We start from the raw sequence: 22,420 nt of genomic DNA on the forward strand, positions 1-22,420 counted from the left end.
CACCGCCCGATCGGCGAGCTGCGGGTCCAAATTCACCCGGAACCCAAGGAGGCGAACCGGTGGCGACATTCATCGTCAGGCGCCTGATCGCGGCTGTGCTCATCCTGCTGGCCGCGACTTTCCTCATGTACAACATGGTCGCCCTCTCGGGTGATCCGCTCGAGGATCTGCGCGGCGTCCAGACGCCGAACACAGCCCAGCTGATCGAAGCCCGCATCCGCCTGCTGCACCTCGACGTGCCGCCGCCGCTGCGCTACTTCATCTGGCTCGGCGGCATCGCCGGTTGCTTCATCGGCCAGTGCGACTTCGGCATGACCATCCAGCAGCAGCCCGTGCTCGACGTGCTCGTCAACTCGATGGACCAGACCCTTCGCCTCGTGACGATCGCGACCGTGGTCGCCATCATCCTCGGCATCACCATCGGCATCACGACGGCCCTGCGTCAGTACTCCTCGTACGACTACTCCGTCACCTTCATCTCCTTCCTCTTCTACTCGCTGCCGATCTTCTGGTTCGCGGTGCTGCTCAAGCAGTTCCTCGCCATCGGCGCGAACGACTGGTTCCAGTCAGGGGCGCAGATCCAGCCGTGGGTCATCGCCGCAGTGGCGCTCGCCTCCGGGCTCTTCTGGATGGCGGTCCTGGGCGGCGACGTCAAGCGCAAGGCGATCACCTTCGCGCTGGCGTTCCTCGCCGGCGGTCTGCTGCTCTGGTACATGAGCGTCTCGGGCTGGTTCCTGAACCCGCGCTTCATCGTGTTCGGCCTCGACTTCTCGCTGCTCGCGATCGCCGTGTTCAACATCACCATCGCGCTGCTGGTCACGGCGATCCTCGCCGGCTTCAAGCAGAAGCGCTCGCTCTTCATCGCGCTCGGCATGGCCGTGCTCGGCGCCGCGCTCTACTACCCGGTCAACTACGTCCTGTTCAACCCGCAGATCGTGCCGATGGACACCTGGCTCATGATCGGCCTCGCCGTGCTGACGATCGCGGTCGGCGTGCTCGCCGGCTGGATCTTCGGCGGCGACAACAAGTCGACGAACATGAAGGTGGGCGGCTGGACCGCGTTCCTCGTCGCAGCGGTCATGGTCGTCGACCGGCACATGCAGCTGTGGAACGCCTACTCGACCTCCGGCTTCGTGCGCGGTCGCCCGATCGCCACGATCGGCGCCAGCAACCCCGGGTTCTCGGACTCCACGTTCTTCGTGCAGGGGGTCGACACGTTCACGCACATGCTGCTGCCGTCGATCGCCCTCATGGTCATCTCGTTCGCCGGCTACACGCGCTACACCCGCGCGAGCCTGCTCGAGGTGCTCAACCAGGACTACATCCGCACGGCGCGCGCGAAGGGCCTGACCGAGCGCACCGTGATCGTGCGCCACGCGTTCCGCAACGCGCTGATCCCGATCACCACGATCGTCGCCTTCGACATCGCCGGCATCATCGGCGGCGCGGTGATCACCGAGCGGGTGTTCGGCTGGACAGGCATGGGCTCCATGTTCCAGAACGGCCTCGACCGCGTCGACCCGAACCCCGTGATGGCGTTCTTCCTCGTCACCGGCGGGCTCGCGCTCCTGTTCAACCTGCTGGCCGACATCGCATACGCGGCCCTCGACCCCCGAATCCGGGTGAGCTGATGACCACCAACCTTCCCTCGCAGCCCGCCGGCCCCCAGATCACCGACGCCGAGGCCAACCTCGAGCTCAAGGAGATCGAGGGCCTCAGCCAGGGCCAGATCGTCCGCAAGCGCTTCTTCCGCCACTGGGGCGCCGTGACCTCGATGATCGTGCTCGCGCTCATCGTGATCCTCGCGTTCACCTCCGTCGGCCTCTCGTTCGGGTCCGTCCGGGTGCCTGGCTGGTGGACCTGGGACTGGACCCAGAACCCGCGCCCGGTCAACGGCGGCGTCCCCTCGCTCGAGCACCCGTTCGGGCAGGACTCGATCGGCAAGGACCTGTTCGCCCTCGTCATGCGCGGCACGCAGCAGTCGCTCATGATCATGGTGATCGTCGGCCTCATCGGCTCGACGATCGGCATCATCATCGGTGCGCTGTCGGGCTTCTTCCGCGGCTGGGTCGACTCGGTGCTCATGCGCTTCACCGACGTGATCATCACGATCCCGTTCATCGTGATCGGCGCGGTCATCGGCTCGACGTTCGGCAAGCTCGGCGCGTTCATCCTGGCGCTCGTGCTCGGCCTCTTCTCCTGGACGGGCCTCGCGCGCCTCGTGCGCGGTGAGTTCCTCACCCTGCGCGAGCGCGAGTTCGTCGACGCCGCTCGCGTCGCCGGCGCCTCGAACGGCCGCATCATCTTCAAGCACATCCTGCCGAACGCCATGGGCGTCATCATCGTCAACACGACGCTGCTGATGGCCGGTGCGATCCTGGCCGAGACCGGCCTGTCCTACCTCGGCTACGGCGTGCAGGCGCCCGACACCTCGCTCGGCCTCATCATCAGCCAGAACCAGGAGGCGTTCCAGACGCGTCCGTGGCTGTTCTGGTGGCCCGGCCTGTTCATCATCACGATCGCGCTGTGCATCAACTTCATCGGCGACGGCCTGCGCGACGCGTTCGACCCGCGGCAGAAGCGCATGCCCTCCGAGCGCGCGATGCGCAAGGCCGACGCGGTCATCGCCGCCGACGCCGCGGCGCTGCGCGGCCACGAGGCCGACGACACGTCGAGCGCCACGACGACGCTGGCCGAGTCGCCCGGACCCGACGGCCGCCCGCCGCGCGAGGCCGGCGACACCGCCGGCGACGCACCGGTCGATCCCGACGACCGGCGCTGACGTGCGGTCAGCGGAGCAGCAGGGCTGCGGCGACGGCGATCGCCGGCACCGCGACCACGGCGATCGCGGGCCAGTGCCACGTGCGCGTCGCGGTCGCCGTGTCGTCGAGCTGTCCCTCGTCGCGCAGCTCCTCCCAGTGGGTGCGCGTGACGTGCGCGGCCGCGCCGGAGACGCTGTGCACTGCGTCCCCGGGGCGGATCGCGCCGCCGACGGTGCTCGACTCGCGAGCCAGGCGGATGTCCTCCTTGGTGACCTGCGCGATGCCGTAGCGGCTCGGCGCGGGCGCTGCCCAGGCGGTCAGTCGACCCGTGGCCAGCGTCAGCTCGAGCGCCCACTTGGTGTCGATGCGGCGGATGGCGCCCCACGGCACCGTCCAGTCGGTGAAGGGGTTGCGCACCCGCACGCCCGCTCGGTCGATCTCGACGACCGGGCGCCACATGAAGGCCCAGGTCACGGCAGCGCCGAGCACCGGCCAGGGCAGCACCCAGAGGTTGGCGGCCGGATCGTCGGCGAGCAGCACGCTCGCCAGCGCCAGCGCCATCAGGATCCCGATCACCACCGTGATCACCCTGCCGAAGGACGATCGGAACACCGCTCGTTGATAGGCCATTCACCCAGTTTCGCAGAACACCACTGCTTCCCTGACAACGCAGGAGAGGAACTCCCGTGACCGACACGGCAGCCGCCCCCGTCGCAGACCGCGACGTCATCCTCGAGGCACGCGACCTCAACGTCGACTTCTGGGTCGACGGCAAGTTCTACCCGGCCGTCAAGAACGCCGAGTTCAAGGTGCGCGCCGGCGAGGTGCTGGCGATCGTGGGCGAGTCGGGCTCCGGCAAGTCGACGACCGCGATGGCGCTCATCAGCCTGCTGCCCCCGAACGCGCGCGTGCGCGGGTCGGTGACGCTGAAGGGCCAGGAGATCCTGGGGATCCCCCCGCGCGACCTGCGCCACATCCGCGGCAACGAGATCGCGGTGATCTTCCAGGAGCCGATGACGGCGCTGAACCCGGTCTACACGATCGGCTTCCAGATCGTCGAGGCGCTGCGCAGCCACTTCGACCTCACGCCCGACCAGGCGAAGGAGCGCGCGATCGAGCTGATCACGAAGGTCGAGATCCCCGATCCGCCGAACGCGTTCAACAAGTACCCGCACCAGCTCTCCGGCGGCCAGCGCCAGCGCGCGATGATCGCCCAGTCGCTCGCGTGCGACCCTGTCGTGCTGATCGCCGACGAGCCGACCACCGCGCTCGACGTGACGGTGCAGGCCGAGGTGCTCGACCTGATCCGCAAGCTCAAGGACGAGCTCAACTCGGCCATCATCCTCATCACGCACGACATGGGTGTGGTCGCCGACCTCTCCGACCGCATCATCGTCATGCGCAACGGCGAGATGGTCGACCGCGGCTCCGCGCTCGACGTGTTCCAGCGGCCGTCGCACCCGTACACGAAGGAGCTGCTCGCCGCGGTGCCGTACCTGGGCGTGCACGAGGATCAGACGGGCCGCGCGTTCGAGGCGTCGAAGGTCTCCGAGACGGTCGACCCGATCCTGCGCTTCACCGACGTGGTCATCGAGTACCCGAAGCGCGGCCGCGTGCCCGCCTTCCGCGCCGCGGAGGACATCAACCTCGCGGTGTACCCGGGCGAGATCCTGGGCCTCGTGGGCGAGTCGGGCTCTGGCAAGACGACGCTCGGCCGTGCTGCGATCGGCCTGCTGCCCATCACCGCCGGCGTGCTGAGCGTGGCCGGGCAGGACATCTCGGCGGCATCGATGAAGGATCTGCGGCCGCTGCGCGAGAAGACCGGCATCGTGTTCCAGGACCCGTCGTCGTCGCTCAACCCGCGCATGCCGATCGGCGAGTCGATCGGCGAGCCGATCCTGCTCTCGCGCCGCGCCGCCGGCGATGCGATCGAGGCGAAGGACCTCGACAAGCGCGTGCAGGAGCTGCTGGAGTCGGTCGAGCTGCCCGCCTCCTACCGCAACCGCTACCCGCACGAGCTCTCCGGCGGTCAGAAGCAGCGCGTCGGCATCGCCCGTGCGCTGGCGCTGGCGCCCGAGCTGCTGATCGCCGACGAGCCGACGAGCGCGCTCGACGTCTCGGTGCAGGCGCGCTTCCTCGAGCTGCTCACCGGCATCCAGCAGGAGCTGCAGTTCGCCTGCCTCTTCATCAGCCACGACCTCGCGGTCGTCGACTCGCTCGCGCACCGCATCGCGGTGATGCGCAAGGGCAGGATCGTCGAGGAGGGCACCCGCGACGAGATCCTGCGCAACCCGCAGGACGCCTACACGCAGCGACTGATCTCGGCCGTGCCGCTGCCCGACCCGGTCGCCCAGCGCGAGCGCAGGGAGTCGCGCAGGCTGCTCTGACACAGGCTGAACGACGACGGCCGCGACCGCCCGGTACACTGGGCAGTCGCGGCCGTCCGTCGCACTCAAGCAACTGGAAGGCACCTGCATGCCGATCGCCGCGCGATCCGACCTCCGCAACGTGGCGATCGTCGCCCACGTCGACCACGGAAAGACCACCCTCGTCGACGCGATGCTGACGCAGACCGGCTCGTTCGGCGCGCACGACACGCACGACGAGCGCGCCATGGACTCGAACGAGCTCGAGCGTGAGAAGGGCATCACGATCCTCGCCAAGAACACGGCGATCCGATACGTGGGCGAGCACGCCACCGACGGTCCGGTGACGATCAACGTCATCGACACCCCCGGGCACGCCGACTTCGGCGGCGAGGTCGAGCGAGGCCTCTCGATGGTCGACGGCGTCGTGCTGCTCGTCGACGCCTCCGAAGGACCGCTGCCGCAGACCCGCTTCGTGCTCCGCAAGGCGCTCGAGGCCAAGCTGCCCGTCATCCTGCTGGTCAACAAGACCGACCGACCCGACGCGCGCATCGACGATGTCGTGACCGAGAGCCAGGATCTCCTCCTGGGCCTCGCATCCGACCTCGCCGACGACGTGCCCGACCTCGACCTCGATGCCGTCCTCGACGTGCCCGTCGTCTACGCCTCCGGCAAGGCCGGCCGCGCCTCGACGAACAAGCCCGAGAACGGCAGCCTGCCCGACAGCGAGAACCTCGAGCCGCTCTTCGCCTCGATCCTGCAGCACATCCCCGCGCCGAAGTACGACGACGAGGCGCCGCTGCAGGCGCACGTCACCAACCTCGACGCGTCGCCGTTCCTCGGCCGGCTCGCGCTGCTGCGCGTGAAGGCGGGCACCATCCGCAAGGGCCAGACGGTCGCCTGGGTGCGGCACGACGGCGAGGTGCAGAACGTGCGCATCACCGAACTGCTCGAGACGAAGGCGCTCGAGCGCGTGCCTGCCGAGAGCGCGGGCCCCGGCGACATCATCGCCGTCGCCGGCATCGCCGAGATCACGATCGGCGAGACCCTCGCCGACCCCGACGACGTGCGGCCGCTGCCGACCATCACGGTCGACGAGCCCGCCATCTCGATGACGATCGGCACGAACACGTCGCCGCTCGCCGGCAAGGTGAAGGGCTCGAAGCTCACCGGCCGCATGGTGAAGGACCGCCTCGACCGCGAGCTGATCGGCAACGTGTCGCTGCGCGTGGTCGACATCGGCCGCCCCGACGCGTGGGAGGTGCAGGGCCGCGGCGAGCTGGCGCTGGCGATCCTGGTCGAGCAGATGCGGCGCGAGGGCTTCGAGCTCACCGTGGGCAAGCCGCAGGTCGTCACCCGCCGCGTCGACGGCGTGCTGCACGAGCCCTTCGAGCACCTGACGATCGACGTGCCCGAGGAGCACCTGGGTGCCGTCACGCAGCTGCTCGCGGCTCGCAAGGGCATCATGGACGGGATGCAGAACCACGGCACCGGTTGGGTGCGCATGGGTTTCGTGGTGCCGAGCCGTGGCCTGATCGGGTTCCGCACCGAGTTCCTGACGCTCACGCGCGGCACCGGCATCGCCAACGCGATCTCGCACGGCACGCAGCCGTGGGCGGGCTCGATCGTCACCCGCAACAACGGTGCGCTCGTCGCCGACCGCACCGGCGTCGCGACGCCCTTCGCGATCATGGCGCTGCAGGACCGCGGCATCTTCTTCGTGCAGCCCGGCGATGACGTCTACGAGGGCATGGTGGTCGGCGAGAACGCGCGTGCCGATGACATGGACGTCAACATCACCAAGGAGAAGAAGCTCAACAACATCCGGTCGTCGACCGGTGAGGAGCTCGAGCGACTGACGCCTCCGAAGCAGCTCTCCCTCGAGGAGAGCCTCGAGTGGGCCCGCGACGACGAGTGCGTCGAGGTGACGCCGCACGCCGTGCGGATCCGCAAGGTGATCCTCGACGCGACCACTCGTGGTCGCGAGGCCAGCCGCATGAAGAAGCGCGACTAGCGACGTCGAACCGGTGACCGCGGCCCGAGACGGGCCACGGCGCTGGCGTCGCGGCGGCGACCCGAAAGGGTCGCCGCTCTGGTGCTCCAGCGCGCTTACGAAGCGGGCCCCGGTTCTGCCATGCTGGAGGCGAATTCTCCCGCCGCCGGTGGGAGCGCGATGCCCGTTGCGGCATCCGACGTCTCCGTTGCGCTCCCGCCACTGCGATCCGCCCCTCCGTGCGGCTGATCGGCGCCGTCCTCCGACGGCCGCGAGGAGCGTGCGTCGCGCAGATTGATCCACGTGAACAGCACCGACACCGACACCATCCAGCTGCAGCCTCCTGCTGACGAGTCCGCCGCGATCGTCGGCGGGGGAGCCCCCGCCGCCGCCGCGCAGCTCGCCACCCGCCACGGCGCCGACGACCCGAGCACGACCGTCGTCGACGGCCACCCCACGCCCGGCATCAAGCCCGGCCCCATCATCGCGGTGCTCGTCGTCACCGCCTTCGTCATGATCCTCAACGAGACGGTCCTCTCCGTCGCACTGCCGGTGCTGATGACCGAGTTCGCGATCACCGCGACCACCGCCCAGTGGCTCTCGACCGCGTTCATGCTGACCATGGCGGTCGTGATCCCCACGACCGGCTTCCTGCTCAACCGCTTCAGCACTCGCGCGATCTTCACCAGCGCGCTCGTCTTCTTCCTCGTCGGCACGGCGCTCGCCGCCATCGCTCCCGGCTTCGAGCTGCTGCTGGCCGGTCGCGTCGTGCAGGCGGTCGGCACCGCCATGATGCTGCCGCTGCTGATGACCACCACCCTGGCGCTCGTGCCGATCGCGCATCGCGGCGCCGTGATGGGCCTCTCGTCGGTCGTCATCTCCGCCGCTCCCGCGTTCGGTCCGACGATCTCGGGCCTCGTGCTCGGAGCGCTCTCGTGGCGCTTCCTGTTCATCTTCATGCTGCCGGTCACCGTGATCGCGCTGGTCGTGGGCCTCATGGTGATCCGCAACTACACCAGCCCGCGCGCCATGCGCATCGACGCGCTCTCCGTCGTGCTCTCGGCGCTCGGCTTCGGCGGCCTGGTCTTCGCGCTGGTCTCGATCGGTGGGCTGCTCGACGGCAGCGCACCCCTGGCGACGATCATCGGCGGCGTCGTGGGCATCGCCGGCCTCGCGCTGTTCATCGCCCGACAGGTGCGCCTGGGCCGTGAGGGCCGGGCGCTGCTCGACCTGCGCCCCTTCGCGGTGCGCAACTACCGCGCCTCGGCGATGGTCGTCGTCGTCGCGATGCTCTCGATGCTCGGCACCGTCGTCGTGCTGCCGATCTACCTCGTGGGCTCGCTCGGGCTCAGCGTCGTCTCGGTGGGGCTCGTGCTGCTGCCCGGCGGCGCCGTGCAGGCGGTGCTCGGCCCCATCGTCGGTCGGCTCTACGACCGCGTCGGCGCTCGCCCGATCGTGGTGCCGGGCATGGCGCTGATGGGCATCGCCATGTGGCTGCAGGCGCTGCTGCTGACCGACGCGACGCCGGTCAGCCTCATCATCGCCCTCAACGTGGTGTTCGGCATGGGCATGTCGATGGTGATGACACCGCTCATGACCCTCGCCCTCAGCTCGCTGCCGCGAGAGCTGTACGCCGACGGCTCCGCGTCGATGAACACGCTGCAGCAGCTCGCGGGCGCGATCGGCACGGCGCTGTTCGTGGCGATGCTCACGCTCGGCACGGCTTCGGCCACCGCCGAGGGCGCCTCGGCGGGTGCGGCGACGGCCGACGGTGCGGTCTGGGCGTTCGTGCTCGGCGGCGTGCTCGCCACCGTCGCGACCGTGCTCGCCCTGACGATCCGCAGGCTGCCGGCGGACTCGCAGGGCTGATGCCCTGAGCCCCCACCGCCTGAAACGACAGCGGGCCCGAGCCGGTTCGCCGCGCTCGGGCCCTCTGCGCGTCGCTCAGTCCGCGTCGGCGCCCAGCCCGACCCGGTAGCTCGCCCCGCGGTGCTCCGCGGGCAGACGGTCGCCCCGCCCGTGCAGCTTCTGCCGCAGCGTGCCCGGCTGGTACTCCTCCGGGTAGGCGCCGCGCGCCCGCAGCACCGGGATCACGTGCTCGATCACGTCCTCCCACGTGCCGGGGGTGACGGCGTAGGCGAGGTTGAACCCGTCGACGTCGGTCTCCGCGACCCACGACTGCAGCGCATCCGCGATCTCCTCGCCGCTGCCGACGAGCGTCGGGCCGAGCCCACCGATCGCCGCGTGGCGGCCGAGGTCGCCGACCGACCACTCGCGGCCGAGGTCGGCCTCGGCCTTGAGGTGGTGCAGCACCGACTGGATCGCGTTCGACTCGACGTCGCCGACCGGGTCTGCGGGGTCGTAGGCGGCGAGGTCGACGCCCATCCAGCCCGACATGAACACCAGCGCACCCTCCTCGCTCGCGTAGGAGCGGTACTCGGCCTCCTTGGCGAGCGCCTCCTCGCTGGTCGCCGCGGTGATGATGGTGAGCAGCGTGTAGATGCGCGCGGCGGAGCGGTCGCGGCCGGCGGCCTCCAGTGCGTCGCGGATGCGGCGCACGGTGGCGGCGAGCACCTCCTTCGAGGGCGCGGCGACGAAGATCGCCTCGGCGTGGTCGGCCGCGAACGCGACGCCGCGGGGCGAGGCGCCCGCCTGGTAGATCACCGGCGTGCGCTGCGGCGAGGGCTCGGAGATGTGGGCGCCGGGCACCGTGAAGTGCTTGCCGACGTGCCCGATGTCGTGCACCTTCGCGGGGTCGGCGAAGATGCCCCGCTCGCGATCCTCGATCACGGCGTCGTCCTCCCACGACCCCTCCCACAGCTTGTAGAGCACTTCGAGGTACTCGTCGGCGTGGTCGTAGCGGTCGTCGTGCGCCAGCTGGTCGTCCTGGCCCATGTTGCGGGCGGCGCTCGGCAGGTAGCCGGTGACGACGTTCCAGCCGACCCGGCCGTTCGTCAGGTGGTCGAGCGTGGTGATACGGCGGGCGAAGGGGTAGGGGTGCTCGAAGGCGGTGCCGGCAGTGATGCCGAAGCCGAGGTCGTCGGTGACCGCCGCCATGGCGCTCACGAGCAGGATCGGGTCGTTGACGGGCACCTGGGCGCCGTTGCGCACCGCCGCAGTGCGGTCGCCGCCGTAGACGTCGTAGGTGCCGAGCACGTCGGCGATGAAGAGCCCGTCGAAGCGGCCGCGCTCGAGCAACTGGGCCAGGTCGGTCCAGTAGCGGATGGTGTTGTACTGCCGCGACCGGTCGTCGGGGTGGCGCCACAGCCCTGAGGACTGGTGCGCGACGCAGTTCATGTCGAAGGCGTTGAAGCGGATCTGCCGTGTCATAGACGAGAGCGTGACCGTGATCACGGGCGGGCACAACGGATGCGGGACGCGCGGCGTCACCGGAGGTCACGTCGCGTCACACTCGCGCGAGCGGCCCGTGGGGCGCCTACCGTGACTGCCATGACGCATCCCGAACGCCTCCGCATCGTCGCGGTCAGCGGCAGCCTGCACCGGCCGTCGTCGACCACGGCGCTGGTCGCGGCGCTCGCCGAGGCGGTCGCGAGCCGCGTCGACGCCGACATCGAGCTGATCGAGCTCGTCGACGTCGGGCCGCAGCTGGCCGGCGCGCTCGACCGCGCCGCGCTCGCGCCCGACGCGGAGCGCGCGGTGCTGTCCATCGAGGAGGCCGATCTGCTGGTCGTCGGCAGCCCCGTCTACCGCGCGAGCTTCACGGGCCTGTTCAAGCACCTGTTCGACTTCGTCGACCAGCATGCGCTCACCGACGTGCCGGTGCTGCTCGCGGCGACGGGCGGCTCGCACCGGCACGCGCTGACGATCGAGCACCAGCTGCGCCCGCTGTTCGCGTTCTTCCAGGCGCTCACGCTGCCGGTGGGGGTCTTCGCGGCGAGCGAGGACTTCGAGGGCGGGCAGGTGCGGTGCCCCGAGATCCTGGCGCGCATCGAGTCGGCGGCGGACCGGGCGCTGCCCTACCTGCACCGCCTGCCCGCGCCGGTGCGGCCCGCCGCCTGGTAGCAACGGGGTGACCACCGGGAGGTGGTTGGATAGCAGGAATGGACCCCCGCCTCGAGCGCGTGCTCTTCGTGCACGCGCACCCTGATGATGAGACCCTCTCGACCGGCGCCGCGATCGCCGGCATCGCCGCGGGCGGCGGCGATGCGATCGTCGCGACCTTCACGCTCGGTGAGCGCGGCGAGACGCGCGCCGACAGCGTCGCGGAGGTCGCCGAGGTGGGCGTGGGCGAGGTGCGCCGCCGCGAGCTCGACGCGGCGCTGCGCGCGCTGGGCGCCCGCGGTCGGCGCATCCACGGCTGGGAGGACTCCGGCATGTCGTGGCTGCAGAACGGCAAGGCGGGAGCCGCGCCCGACGCGCCCGAGACCGCGATGAGCCGCGCGTCGCTCGACGACCTGGCGGATGCCCTGGGCTCCGTCATCGAGGAGGTCGACCCGACCGCGCTCGTCACGTACGACGCCGACGGCGGCTACGGGCACCCCGATCACGTCGCCGCCCATCGGGCATCGATCATCGCCGCCCGCCGCTACGACCTGCCGCTCTACGTGCGCTCGACACGCGAGGGCGACGTGGCCTTCCCGCTGGCGCCGGTGCGCGACCGGGTCGAGGCGGCGCTCGCGGCGCACCGCTCGCAGGTCGAGCAGCACGGCGACGAGGTCGAGCACGTCGGCGGCCAGCGACGCCCGCTCGACCTGGTCGAGCACTACCGCCAGATCGAGACGCGCCCGGCGCGCCGCACACGGTGGAGCCTGCGCATCGGCGCGCTCGCGGCCGGCGCGGTCGTGGGCATCGTCGGCACCTTCTCGCACCAGCAGCTGCCGTGGGGGCTGGTGCTGTCGCTGGTCGCGGCGATCGGCCTGGTCTTCGGCATGCGCGCCGCCTCCGGCTCCCGCCCGCTCACCCTCGCCGCGGTGATCGGGCTCCTCGGCATCGTCGCGCTCGTCGCGATCGATCCGCTCGGCCGGGGCGCCTGGGGCACCGAGCGCGCGCTGATCCCCGCGAACCTCGCGGGCTGGCTGTGGACGCTCGTGCCGGCCGCGGTGTCGTTCGTGGCGCTGGCGTGGCCCGATGCCGAATCGATGCGGCGGATTAGGATGGCTGCGAGGGCTCAGCCGGGCCAGCAGTCGGAAGGAGACCAGCCGTGACCTACGTGATCGCGCTCCCGTGCGTCGACGTGAAGGATCGCGCCTGCGTCGACGAATGCCCGGTCGACTGCATCTACGAGGGCGAGCGGATGCTCTACATCCACCCGGACGAGTGCGTCGACTGCGGCGCCTGCGAGCCGGTGTGCCCCGTCGAGGCGATCTTCTACGAGGACGACACGCCTGAGGAGTGGGCCGAGTACTACGAGGCCAACGTGCACTTCTTCGACGAGATCGGCTCGCCCGGCGGCGCCGCCAAGGTCGGCGTCATCAAGCACGACCACCCCATCGTGGCCGCGCTGCCGCCGCAGGCGTAGCGCCGCATGGAGCTGCCCGAGTTCCCCTGGGACACGCTCGCCGGCGCGAAGGCGGTCGCCGCCGCGCATCCCGACGGCCTCATCGACCTCAGCGTCGGCAGCCCCGTCGACCCGACGCCCGAGCTGCTGCAGACCGCGCTCCGCGAGGCGACCGACGCGCACGGCTACCCGACCAACTGGGGCACCCCCGAGGTGCGCCGCGCGATCGTCGACTGGTTCGCGCGCGTGCGGCGCGTGCCTGGCCTGACCGACGAGAACGTGCTCGTGACGGTGGGCTCGAAGGAGCTCGTCGCCGGCCTGCCGCTGCAGCTCGGCATCGGCGCGGGCGACGCGGTGGTGTTCCCCTCGGTCGCCTACCCGACCTACGACATCGGCGCGCGCATCGCCGGCAGCACGCCGGTGCCGGCCGACGACCCCGACGACTGGCCCGCCGGCACGAGGCTCGTCTGGGTCAACTCGCCCTCGAACCCGACCGGAGACGTGCTGGGGGTGGATGCGCTGCGTCGCGTCGTGCACGCCGCCCGCGAGCGGGGGATCGTGGTCGCGAGCGACGAGTGCTACGCGCTGCTGCCGTGGGAGGTCGCCGAGGCGCCCTCGATCCTCGACCCGCGCGTCACCGACGGCGACCTGACGGGCCTGCTGGCGGTCTACTCGCTCAGCAAGCAGTCGAACCTCGCCGGCTACCGCGCCGCGTTCGTCGCCGGCGACGCGCAGGTGGTGCAGCGGGTGCTCTCGGTGCGCAAGCACCTGGGGCTGATGGCGCCGAGCCCCGTGCAGCACGCGCTGGCCGTCGCGCTCGGCGACGCGCAGCACGTCGACGAGCAGCGCGAGCGCTACCGCGGCCGTCGTGCGCTGCTGCTGCCGGCGCTCGAGTCGCGCGGCTTCGCGGTCTCCTCCGACGCGGGCCTCTACCTGTGGTCCACGGACGGGTCGGATGCGCTGGCGCAGGTCGATCGGCTGGCGCGGCTCGGCATCCTGGTCGCGCCCGGCACCTTCTACGGCGACGCGAGCCACGTGCGGGTCGCGCTCACCGCATCCGACGACGCCATCGCCCGTGCCGCGGCGCGCCTGCGCGGCTGAGCAGGAGCCTCGTGAGAGGCCACGGCCGAGCGCCGGGTAGGCTGTGCGGGTGACGACTGAGGCATCTGCAACCACTCCTGCGTCCACGTCGGCGACGGTGGCGCCCTCCGCGCCCGCCGCGACGAGCCAGGAGCGCTCCGTGACGATCCAGCACGACGGGGGCTCGACCCGGCTGCAGGTGTTCGAGGCCGCCGACGGCCGCTCAGCCATCGACGTGGCGAAGCTGACGAAGGAGACGGGCCTCACCGCGCTCGACTACGGCTTCGTGAACACGGCGGCGACGCGCAGCGCGATCACCTACATCGACGGCGACGAGGGCATCCTCCGCTACCGCGGCTACCCGATCGAGGAGCTGGCCGAGCAGAAGACCTTCCTCGACGTCGCGCACCTGCTGATCTACGGCGAGCTGCCGAGCGAGGACGAGCTGGCCACCTTCGACCACCGGGTGCGCCGCCACACGCTGCTGCATGAGGATCTGCGCCGCTTCTTCGACGCGCTGCCGCGCGATGCGCACCCGATGAGCGCCCTCTCGAGCGCCGTCAGCGCCCTGTCGACCTACTACGAGTCCGACCACGACCCGCGCGACCCCGACAAGGTCGACAAGCAGACGATCCGCCTGCTGGCGAAGATGCCGGTGATCGCCGCCTACGCGCACAAGAAGTCGATCGGCCAGGCGTTCCTCTACCCCGACAACTCGATGAGCTTCGTCGAGAACTACCTGAAGCTCAACTTCGGCATCGAGGCCGAGCCCTACGTGCAGAACCCGGTGATGGTGCGCGCCCTCGAGCGCCTCCTCATCCTGCACGCCGACCACGAGCAGAACGCGTCGACGTCGACGGTGCGCCTGGTGGGCTCGACCGAGGCCAACCTCTTCGCGTCGGTATCGGCCGGCATCCACGCCCTCTCGGGCCCGCTGCACGGCGGCGCCAACGAGGCGGTGCTGCAGATGCTGCGCGGCATCCGCGACTCGGGCGAGGGCGTCGAGCGCTTCGTCGAGCGCGTGAAGCGCAAGGAGCAGGGCGTGAAGCTCATGGGCTTCGGGCACCGCGTCTACAAGAACTACGACCCGCGCGCGAAGCTCGTGAAGCAGTCGGCAGAAGAGGTGCTCGCCCAGCTCGGCGTGCGCGACCCGCTGCTCGACATCGCGCAGGAGCTCGAGCAGGTCGCCCTCGCCGACGACTACTTCCGCGAGCGCAAGCTCTACCCGAACGTCGACTTCTACACCGGCGTGATCTACAAGGCGATGGGCTTCCCCGAGCGCATGTTCACCGTGCTGTTCGCGATCGGGCGCCTGCCCGGCTGGATCGCCCACTGGCGCGAGATGATGCTCGACCCGCAGACGAAGATCGGCCGCCCGCAGCAGCTGTACGTCGGCCCGGTCGAGCGCCACATCTGACCCCACCCCGTCCCGCCCGCCGCTCGCGCGGCATCCGACCTGGAGCGTCCATGACCAGCACCTCCCAGGCGGCGCCGAAGCGCGCCGTCGACCGGTTCTTCAAGATCAGCGAGCGCGGCTCCAGCATCACGCAGGAGATCAGGGGCGGTCTCGTCACGTTCTTCGCGATGGCCTACATCATCGTGCTGAACCCGCTCATCATCGGCGGCTTCTCGCCCGAGCAGGCAGCGACCGACGTCGAGGGCGGATGGCTCCCCAACGGTCAGGTGGCGGCGGTCACGGCGCTCGTCGGTGGCGTCATGACGCTCGCGATGGGCCTCATCGCCAACGTGCCCTTCGGGCTCGCGGCCGGTCTCGGCATCAACTCGTTCCTGGCCTTCGGCCTGGTAGGCGAGCTCACCTGGCCCGAGGCGATGGGCCTCGTGGTGATCAACGGCCTCATCATCGTGCTGCTCGCCGCCACGGGCCTGCGCCGCATGATCTTCGACGCCGTGCCGGCGGCGCTGAAGAGCGCGATCGCGGTCGGCATCGGCCTGTTCATCGCCTTCATCGGCTTCGTCGACTCGGGCTTCGTGCGCGCGACGGGCATCGCCGCTCCGCCGGTGCAGCTGGGCGACGGCGGCTCGATCACCTCGCTGCCGACGGCCACGTTCATCATCGGCCTGGTGCTGATGGGCATCCTGCTGGCGCTGCGCGTCAAGGGCGCGCTGCTCATCGGCATCGTCGCGACCACGATCATCGCGATCATCCTCGAGGCGATCTTCAAGGTCGGCCCGTCGCTCGGCCAGAACCCCGACGCCTGGAACCTCAACGCGCCGGCGCTGCCGACCAGCATCGTCGCGCTGCCCGACCTGTCGCTCGTCGGCCAGGTGTCGTTCGGCTCGTTCGAGCGCATCGGCGTGATCGCGACGACGATGTTCATCTTCACGCTCGTCTTCATGAACTTCTTCGACGCCATGGGCTCGATGACGGGCCTTGCGCGGCAGGCGGGCATCGCGACGCCCGACGGCCAGTTCCCGGGCCTGAAGCGCGCGCTCGTCGTCGAGGGCTTCGGCGCGGTCGCCGGTGGCGGCGCGAGCGCCTCCTCGAACACCGTCTTCGTCGACTCGGCGGCGGGCATCGGCGAGGGCGCCCGCACGGGTCTCGCCTCGGTGGTCACGGGCGTGCTGTTCCTCGCGGCGATGTTCCTGACGCCGCTGACGCAGATCGTGCCGCTCGAGGTCGCCGCGGCGACGCTGGTGGTGGTGGGCGCGATGATGATGTCGCAGATCAAGGACATCGACTTCACCGACTTCCGCGTCGCGCTGCCCGCGTTCCTCACGATCGTCGTGATGCCGATGACCTACAACATCGCCAACGGCATCGGCGTCGGCTTCATCGCCTGGGTGCTCATCAACGCCGTCTCCGGCCGTGCGAAGACCATCTCGCCGCTGCTGTGGGTCGTCGCGGCGATGTTCGTGGTGTTCTTCGTGCGCGGCCCGCTGCAGGCGCTGATCGGCTGATCGCGCGGTCGCGCGGCGCGGGTCGGCTACTGCGCCCGCGAGACCTTCGCGAGCACCTCGGGGCCTCGGCGGTCGAGGGCGGCGCCGCCGAAGCGCACGCCGAGCCACGCGCCGAGCCCGCCGATCAGCAGGCCGGCGGCGAGGCTCAGCCAGCCGAACCACGGGATCCAGGCGGCGGCGACCGCGAGCCCGATGAACGGCAGGCCGGCGATCGCGAGCACGGGCAGCGCGATGCCGATGCCCGCGAGCGACTGCACGCCGCCCGAGGAGCCGCGGCCGAGCGGGTTCGCGCCCGGCTCGGGCGCCTCGCCCGGCAGGTAGGCGCTCAGCCAGAGCATGGTGCCGGCGAGCAGGCCGAAGGTGCCGAGCCCGAGGCCGAGGCTGCCCGGCAGCAGGTGCCACTGCCCGGTCGCCCACGCGCTGAGCACCGCGGCCAGCACGATGAGGGGCAGGAACACGATGCTCACGCCCAGCAGCCGGCCCGCGCGATCCTGCGCGCCCCGCACGCCGGCGAGCAGGTGCCAGGCGAGGGCGCTGTTGTCGTAGGCGGTGTCGAGCTGCAGCATGCTCGCGGCGATGATGGCCATCATCAGCGGCAGCACGCTCAGCGGCAGCGCCGATGCGGCCTCGTCGCCCAGCAGCTGCATCCCGCCGATGAGCGCGGTCACCATGAGCACCGCGATCACGTTCATGAGGTGGCGCACGTCGCGACGGCGGTAGCGGATGCTCCTGGTCGCGATCGCGCCGATCGGCGTCGCGGGCAGCAGGCGGTCGAGCAGGCCGCCCTCGCGCACGCGGCCCCCGCCGCGGAGCACGATCGGGTTCGTCAGCCGCTCCGCCAGCATCCGTCCCCAGCCCCACCAGCAGAGCGCGACGGTGCCGAGCGCGATCGCCAGCTTGGCGAGCGCCTCGGGCCAGGCGCCCTCGGCGACGGTGCGGGGGAGGTCGAACACGGCGCCGAGCGGCGTCCACGACGCGGCCTGCACGACGCCGGCCAGGGCGGGCCCGATGTCGCCGAGCTCGCTCACGCCCTCGGCGACGACGGCCATGCCGAAGACGAGGCCGACCATGGCGAGCAGGAGCACGATGGCCATGACGTCGCGGGCTCGCTTGCTCGCGAGCTGCCGCGCGACGAGGTCGGCGGTGACGCGAGGCACGAGCATGGCGGTCAGGACGGCCAGCGGCAGGGCGGCGACGGCCGTGACCATGGCGCTGATCGACGTCGACCAGACGACGAGCCCGATGACGACGGCCAGCACGGCCACGATGCCCCAGGCGTCGAGCAGCGACGCGGCCAGCAGGCCGCGGCGCAGCTGTCGGGCGTCGAGCGGCAGCACGCTGAAGCGCTCGGGAGCGAGCGGGTCGCTCGTGCCGATGAGCACCGTGATCGCGGTGAGGGCGACGACCAGCAGCGCGCCGCCGAGCACGGCGGCGGGTGCGCCCAGGTCGGGCTGGAAGATGCGGATGCCGATCGCGGCGAACAGCGTGGTGCCGAGCAGCGACATGGCGCCGAGCACGCTGATGACGAGGGCGACGATCGCCCACGGGCTCTGCTTGAGGCTGCCGAGCAGCAGGCGCCATCTCAGTGCGACGATGTGCGCAGCCATGCGAGCGCCTCCGTCCCGAGTGCCTCGCGGCCGACCATCTGCACGAAGCGCTGCTGCAGGCTCGATCCCGCCCGCACCTCGTCGAGGGTGCCGCTGGCGAGCAGGCGGCCGTCGGCGACGATCGCCACGCGGTCGCAGAGCGACTCGACCAGCTCCATGACGTGGCTCGACAGCACGACGGTGCCGCCGGAGGCGACGAAGCCGCGCAGGATCGCGCGGATCGCCTCGCCGGAGACCGGGTCGACGGCTTCGAACGGCTCGTCGAGCACGAGCAGCCGAGGCGCGTGGATGAGCGCGCACGCGAGCGCGATCTTCTTGCGCATGCCGGCCGAGTAGTCGGCGACCGCGACGCCGGCGGTGTCGGCGAGGCCGAGGGCGGCGAGCAGGTCGGCCGACCGTGAGACGACGTCGGCCTCGGGCATCGCGCGCAGCAGGCCGTTGTAGCGCAGCAGCTCGGCGCCGGTGAGCCGGTCGAAGAGGTGCACGCCGTCGGGCAGCACGCCCATGATCGCCTTGGCCCGGGCAGGGTCATGCCACACGTCGTGGCCCAGCACGGATGCGGCCCCGTGGTCGGGGCGCAGGAGTCCGGTCGCCATCGACAGCGTCGTCGTCTTGCCGGCGCCGTTGGGGCCGACGAGGCCGAACATCGAGCCCTGGGGCACGTCGAGGGTGAGCCCGTCGACGGCGATCTTGCTGCCGAACCGCTTGACGAGCTGCGCGAGCCGCAGCGCCGGAGCCGCGGCGGGTCCGGCGTGCTGGGGAGGAGCGGGGGAGGGCTGCGCGGGCGGCTCGAGCGTCATGCTCCCAGCATGCCAGCGGCGAACCCGCTGAGCCCTCCGTCGCCAGGCGGATACTGGTGCCGCCGTGGCGAGACGCGGACAGGTCGCCGAACGCGGAGGATCCGTCCGCGTTCGGTAGCCGACCGGCGCATCCGTCCGCGTCCTACGACGCGGAGCGCGTGGCGGCGGCCCGCGTCGCCGCGAGCGGCGTGCGGCCGATCAGTGCAGCGCGGCGTTCAGCTCCACGCCCTTGCCGTCGCGCGCGACGACCTCGACGGCACCCGTGAGCGAGTTGCGCCGGAACAGCAGCCCGGGCCGACCCGACAGCTCGACCGCCTTCACCGTCTCGCCGCCCGGCAGCAGCGTCACCTTCGTGCCGGCCGTCACATACAGCCCGGCCTCGACGACCGAGTCGTCGCCGATCGAGATGCCGACGCCCGAGTTGGCGCCCAGCAGCACGCGCGCGCCGAGCGCGACCCGCTCCTTGCCGCCGCCCGAGAGCGTGCCCATGATCGAGGCGCCGCCGCCGATGTCGGTGCCGTCGCCGACCACGACGCCCTGCGAGATGCGGCCCTCGACCATCGAGGTGCCGAGCGTGCCGGCGTTGAAGTTCACGAAGCCCTCGTGCATGACGACGGTGCCCGACGCCAGGTGCGCGCCGAGGCGCACGCGCGCCGCGTCGCCGATGCGCACGCCCGACGGCAGCACGTAGTCGGTCATGCGCGGGAAGCGGTCGACGAGCTGCACCTGGATGCCCGCCCGCAGCAGCTGCGGGCGGTGCGCGGCCGCCCACTCGGGGTCGACGGCGCCGGCGTTGGTCCAGGCGACGATCGGCAGCGCGCCGAAGATGCCGTCGAGGTTGATCGTGTTCGGCTGCACCAGCCGGTGACTGAGCAGGTGGAGGCGCAGGTAGGCGTCCTCGACCGACGACGGCGCCGCATCCAGGTCGATCTCGATGTGCCGGTGCTCGAGAGCGACGCCGCGCTCCGGCACCTCACCGGCCTGCTGGTCGAGCGACCCGCCGCCGATCAGCCCCTCGTCGCCGGCGGCCGAGCCGAGCGCCGGCGACGGGAACCAGGCGTCGAGCACCCGCCCCTCGAAGACGGTGACGAGTGCATGTCCGTGTGCGGGGCGAGCCATGCTCCAAGTCTAGGCTGGGCGCTATGTCTGCCCTCACGCTCGACCTCACCGCGAGCAGCCTCGAGCTGACGCGTGCCCTGTGCGACATCGACTCGGTCTCCGGCAACGAGGGAGCCCTCGCCGACCTGATCGAGTCGGCCGTGCGCGCCTACCCGCACCTCGAGGTCACGCGCGTCGGCGACACCGTCGTCGCCCGCACGCAGCTCGGCCGCGACCGCCGCGTCGTGATCGCCGGGCACATCGACACCGTGCCGATCAACGGCAACCTCGTCAGCCGCGAGGAGGAGATCGACGGCGAGCCGCACCTGTGGGGGCGCGGCACCGTCGACATGAAGGCCGGCGTCGCCGTGCAGCTGAAGCTCGCCGCCGAGCTCACCGACCCGGTGGTCGACCTGACCTGGCTCTGGTACGACCACGAGGAGGTGGGGGAGGAGCACAACGGCCTGCGCCTGCTCGCCGTCTCGCACCCCGAGCTGATGAAGGGCGACTTCGCGATCCTGGGCGAGCCGTCGAACGGCTTCATCGAGGGCGGCTGCAACGGCACGCTCCGCGCCGAGGTGCGCACCCGCGGCGTGCGCGCGCACTCGGCCCGCGCCTGGGTGGGGCACAACGCGATCCACGATGCGGCGGATGTCCTCCAGACGCTCCAGGGGTACCGTCCCCGGGAGATCGAGGTCGAGGGCCTCGTCTACCGCGAGGGCCTCAACGCCGTGAAGATCTCCGGTGGCGTGGCAGGCAACGTCATCCCCGACGAGTGCGTCGTCGAGGTCAACTACCGCTTCGCGCCCTCCCGCTCGCTCGAGGAGGCGTCGGCGCACGTGATCAGCCTGTTCGAGGGCTTCGACGTGCGCATCGTCGACGCCGCCGCCGGTGCCCGGCCGGGCCTCGACGCGCCGCTCGCGCAGGAGTTCATCGCGGCGGTCGGCGTCGAGCCGCGGCCGAAGTACGGCTGGACCGACGTCGCACGCTTCTCGGCGCTCGGCATGCCGGCGGTCAACTTCGGCCCCGGCAACCCGTCGAAGGCGCACGCCGACGACGAGGCGGTGCCGATCGCGCAGATCGAGTCGACCGAGCACAGCCTCCGCGCGTGGCTGTCTCGAGCCTGACGCGCAGCGACCCCCGGGTCGCCACGCAGCGCTGGTGGCTGTGGCCGCTGGCGCTCTGGGCCGTCTCCCGCCTCGTCAGCACGGCCTTCCTCGGCGCCTTCGCCGGCGTGCAGAAGCCCTCGCCCTGGACCCCGGCCGGCCCCGACATCCTCGACTTCTCGACCATGTGGGATGCCCACTGGTACTACATCGTGGCGATGTCGGGCTACCCGGCAGAGCTGCCGATCGCCGACGACGGCCACGTCGGCGAGAACGCCTGGGCCTTCATGCCCGTGTACCCGCTGCTCGCACGAGCGCTGATGCTGGTCGGCCTGCCGTGGGAGGGCGCCGCGGTGCTGCTGTCGGTGACCGCATCCGCCGCCTTCGCGCTCGTGGCCTACCGCCTCTTCCAGGAGCTCGCCCCCGGCCGCGAGCGGTTCGCGCTCGCCCTGGTGCTGCTCTCGCCCGTCGCGCCGGTGTTCCAGCTCGGCTACGCCGAGTCGCTGTTCCTGCTGCTGCTCGCCGGCGCCCTGCTCGCGTGGCGGCTGCGCCGCTGGGAGTGGCTCTGGGTGCTGCTGCCGATCATGTCGCTCACCCGCCCCGGCGGCCTCGCCTTCGCGCTGGCGCTGGGGCTGTGGTTCCTGACGCGGTGGATCTGGCACCGCGACGGCTTCCCGCCTGCGGAGCGCTGGCGCGTCATCGCGCTCGGCGCCTGGAGCACGCTCTGGGGCTTCGCCTGGCTGCTCGCGTGCACGCTGGTCACGGGCAGCCTCACCGCCTACTTCGACACGGAGCTCTCGTGGCGCTCCGACTACATCGGGCGGCAGGAGCTCGTGCCCTTCACGCCCTGGCCGATCGGGCTCGAGTGGTGGTTCGAGGGGTGGTGGCCGCTGTGGCTGGTGGGCGTCGTCGCCGTGGCCGTCGTGCTGCTGGCGGGCCCCTGGGCGCGCGGCGTCGGGATCGAGGGCAGGCTCTGGTCGATCGCCTACCTCGTCTACCTCGCCGCGGTCTGGTTCCCGCAGTCGTCGACGTGGCGGCTGCTGCTGCCGCTGTTCCCGGCGGCGGTGATCGTCGCGGCGCTCAAGCCGACGTGGGCGCGAGCGCTCGTGCTCGGCGCGGGCATCGCCCTGCAGCCGGTGTGGATCTGGTTCTGCTGGGCGCACGTCGGCCGCGACTGGACGGTGCCGTGAGCCGCGTCATATCGCGCAATGTTGCGGGTGCGTTGAGCGCA

General features: G+C 71.2%; 18 protein-coding genes. 13 read left to right on the forward strand and 5 right to left on the reverse strand.

Features of this window, described 5'->3' with window-relative positions; translation table 11 throughout:
* Positions 1-59: 59 nt before the first annotated feature.
* Together Q9250_RS05930 and Q9250_RS05935 are read left to right on the forward strand one after the other, a co-directional pair.
* Positions 60-1,631: an ABC transporter permease gene (locus Q9250_RS05930; protein WP_306233662.1), complete on the forward strand. Its 1,572-nt coding sequence runs from the start codon at positions 60-62 to the stop codon at positions 1,629-1,631.
* On the forward strand, positions 1,631-2,782 hold the full coding sequence (locus Q9250_RS05935; RefSeq protein ID WP_306233663.1) for an ABC transporter permease: 1,152 nt from the start codon (positions 1,631-1,633) through the stop codon (positions 2,780-2,782). The genes Q9250_RS05930 and Q9250_RS05935 overlap by 1 nt, the downstream gene beginning before the upstream one ends.
* Positions 2,783-2,789: 7 nt before the next feature.
* Here Q9250_RS05935 and Q9250_RS05940 read toward each other — a convergent pair whose 3' ends face one another.
* On the reverse strand, positions 2,790-3,374 hold the full coding sequence (locus Q9250_RS05940) for a PH domain-containing protein (protein ID WP_306233664.1): 585 nt from the start codon (positions 3,372-3,374) through the stop codon (positions 2,790-2,792).
* Between the two features lie 74 nt (positions 3,375-3,448).
* Between Q9250_RS05940 and Q9250_RS05945 the strand changes: the two genes are divergently transcribed.
* The 3 genes from Q9250_RS05945 to Q9250_RS05955 all read left to right on the forward strand — a co-directional run bounded on the left by Q9250_RS05945 (position 3,449) and on the right by Q9250_RS05955 (position 8,990).
* Complete coding sequence (locus Q9250_RS05945; protein ID WP_306233665.1) at positions 3,449-5,149, forward strand: ABC transporter ATP-binding protein; 1,701 nt, start codon at positions 3,449-3,451, stop codon at positions 5,147-5,149.
* 88 nt (positions 5,150-5,237) lie between these two features.
* Complete coding sequence (typA, locus tag Q9250_RS05950) at positions 5,238-7,142, forward strand: translational GTPase TypA (protein WP_306233666.1); 1,905 nt, start codon at positions 5,238-5,240, stop codon at positions 7,140-7,142.
* A 282-nt stretch (positions 7,143-7,424) separates the two neighbouring features.
* Entirely contained in the window at positions 7,425-8,990 is a 1,566-nt protein-coding gene (locus Q9250_RS05955) for an MDR family MFS transporter (RefSeq protein ID WP_306233667.1), read from the forward strand.
* A 75-nt stretch (positions 8,991-9,065) separates the two neighbouring features.
* Here Q9250_RS05955 and Q9250_RS05960 read toward each other — a convergent pair whose 3' ends face one another.
* Positions 9,066-10,451 carry an LLM class flavin-dependent oxidoreductase gene (locus tag Q9250_RS05960; RefSeq protein WP_306233668.1) on the reverse strand — a complete coding sequence of 462 codons (1,386 nt, stop codon included), beginning with the start codon at positions 10,449-10,451 and terminating at the stop codon, positions 9,066-9,068.
* Between the two features lie 120 nt (positions 10,452-10,571).
* Here Q9250_RS05960 and msuE point away from each other — a divergent pair, with 120 nt between their 5' ends.
* From msuE to Q9250_RS05990, 6 genes are all read left to right on the forward strand, one after another.
* Positions 10,572-11,144, forward strand: coding sequence for an FMN reductase (msuE, locus tag Q9250_RS05965; RefSeq protein WP_306233669.1), 573 nt, complete (start codon positions 10,572-10,574; stop codon positions 11,142-11,144).
* 38 nt (positions 11,145-11,182) lie between these two features.
* Positions 11,183-12,286: a PIG-L family deacetylase gene (locus Q9250_RS05970; RefSeq protein ID WP_306233671.1), complete on the forward strand. Its 1,104-nt coding sequence runs from the start codon at positions 11,183-11,185 to the stop codon at positions 12,284-12,286.
* Positions 12,283-12,600, forward strand: a complete 318-nt coding sequence (fdxA, locus tag Q9250_RS05975) for a ferredoxin (protein ID WP_128189925.1) — start codon at positions 12,283-12,285, stop codon at positions 12,598-12,600. Before Q9250_RS05970 ends, fdxA begins: the two co-directional genes overlap by 4 nt.
* A gap of 6 nt (positions 12,601-12,606) precedes the next feature.
* Positions 12,607-13,680, forward strand: coding sequence for a succinyldiaminopimelate transaminase (dapC, locus tag Q9250_RS05980; protein ID WP_306233672.1), 1,074 nt, complete (start codon positions 12,607-12,609; stop codon positions 13,678-13,680).
* A 172-nt stretch (positions 13,681-13,852) separates the two neighbouring features.
* Positions 13,853-15,076, forward strand: a complete 1,224-nt coding sequence (locus Q9250_RS05985) for a citrate synthase (protein WP_422665097.1) — start codon at positions 13,853-13,855, stop codon at positions 15,074-15,076.
* A 50-nt stretch (positions 15,077-15,126) separates the two neighbouring features.
* Entirely contained in the window at positions 15,127-16,578 is a 1,452-nt protein-coding gene (locus Q9250_RS05990; RefSeq protein ID WP_306233673.1) for an NCS2 family permease, read from the forward strand.
* Between the two features lie 26 nt (positions 16,579-16,604).
* Here the strand turns inward: Q9250_RS05990 and Q9250_RS05995 are convergent, their stop codons facing one another.
* The 3 genes from Q9250_RS05995 to dapD form a co-directional block, all read right to left on the reverse strand.
* Complete coding sequence (locus Q9250_RS05995) at positions 16,605-18,185, reverse strand: hypothetical protein (RefSeq protein WP_306233675.1); 1,581 nt, start codon at positions 18,183-18,185, stop codon at positions 16,605-16,607.
* Positions 18,161-18,985 (reverse strand): ABC transporter ATP-binding protein, encoded by an 825-nt coding sequence (locus Q9250_RS06000; protein WP_306233677.1) that lies wholly within the window; start codon positions 18,983-18,985, stop codon positions 18,161-18,163. The genes Q9250_RS05995 and Q9250_RS06000 overlap by 25 nt, the downstream gene beginning before the upstream one ends.
* Positions 18,986-19,183: 198 nt before the next feature.
* Entirely contained in the window at positions 19,184-20,104 is a 921-nt protein-coding gene (dapD, locus tag Q9250_RS06005; protein ID WP_306233679.1) for a 2,3,4,5-tetrahydropyridine-2,6-dicarboxylate N-succinyltransferase, read from the reverse strand.
* A 23-nt stretch (positions 20,105-20,127) separates the two neighbouring features.
* Between dapD and dapE the strand changes: the two genes are divergently transcribed.
* Both dapE and Q9250_RS06015 read left to right on the forward strand, forming a co-directional pair.
* Complete coding sequence (gene dapE / locus Q9250_RS06010) at positions 20,128-21,210, forward strand: succinyl-diaminopimelate desuccinylase (protein ID WP_306233680.1); 1,083 nt, start codon at positions 20,128-20,130, stop codon at positions 21,208-21,210.
* Positions 21,192-22,379, forward strand: a complete 1,188-nt coding sequence (locus Q9250_RS06015) for a hypothetical protein (RefSeq protein WP_306233681.1) — start codon at positions 21,192-21,194, stop codon at positions 22,377-22,379. The genes dapE and Q9250_RS06015 overlap by 19 nt, the downstream gene beginning before the upstream one ends.
* The last annotated feature ends 41 nt before the right edge of the window (positions 22,380-22,420 follow it).

Source organism: Agrococcus beijingensis (assembly GCF_030758955.1).
In the GTDB taxonomy this organism is placed as follows: Bacteria; Actinomycetota; Actinomycetes; order Actinomycetales; family Microbacteriaceae; genus Agrococcus; species Agrococcus beijingensis.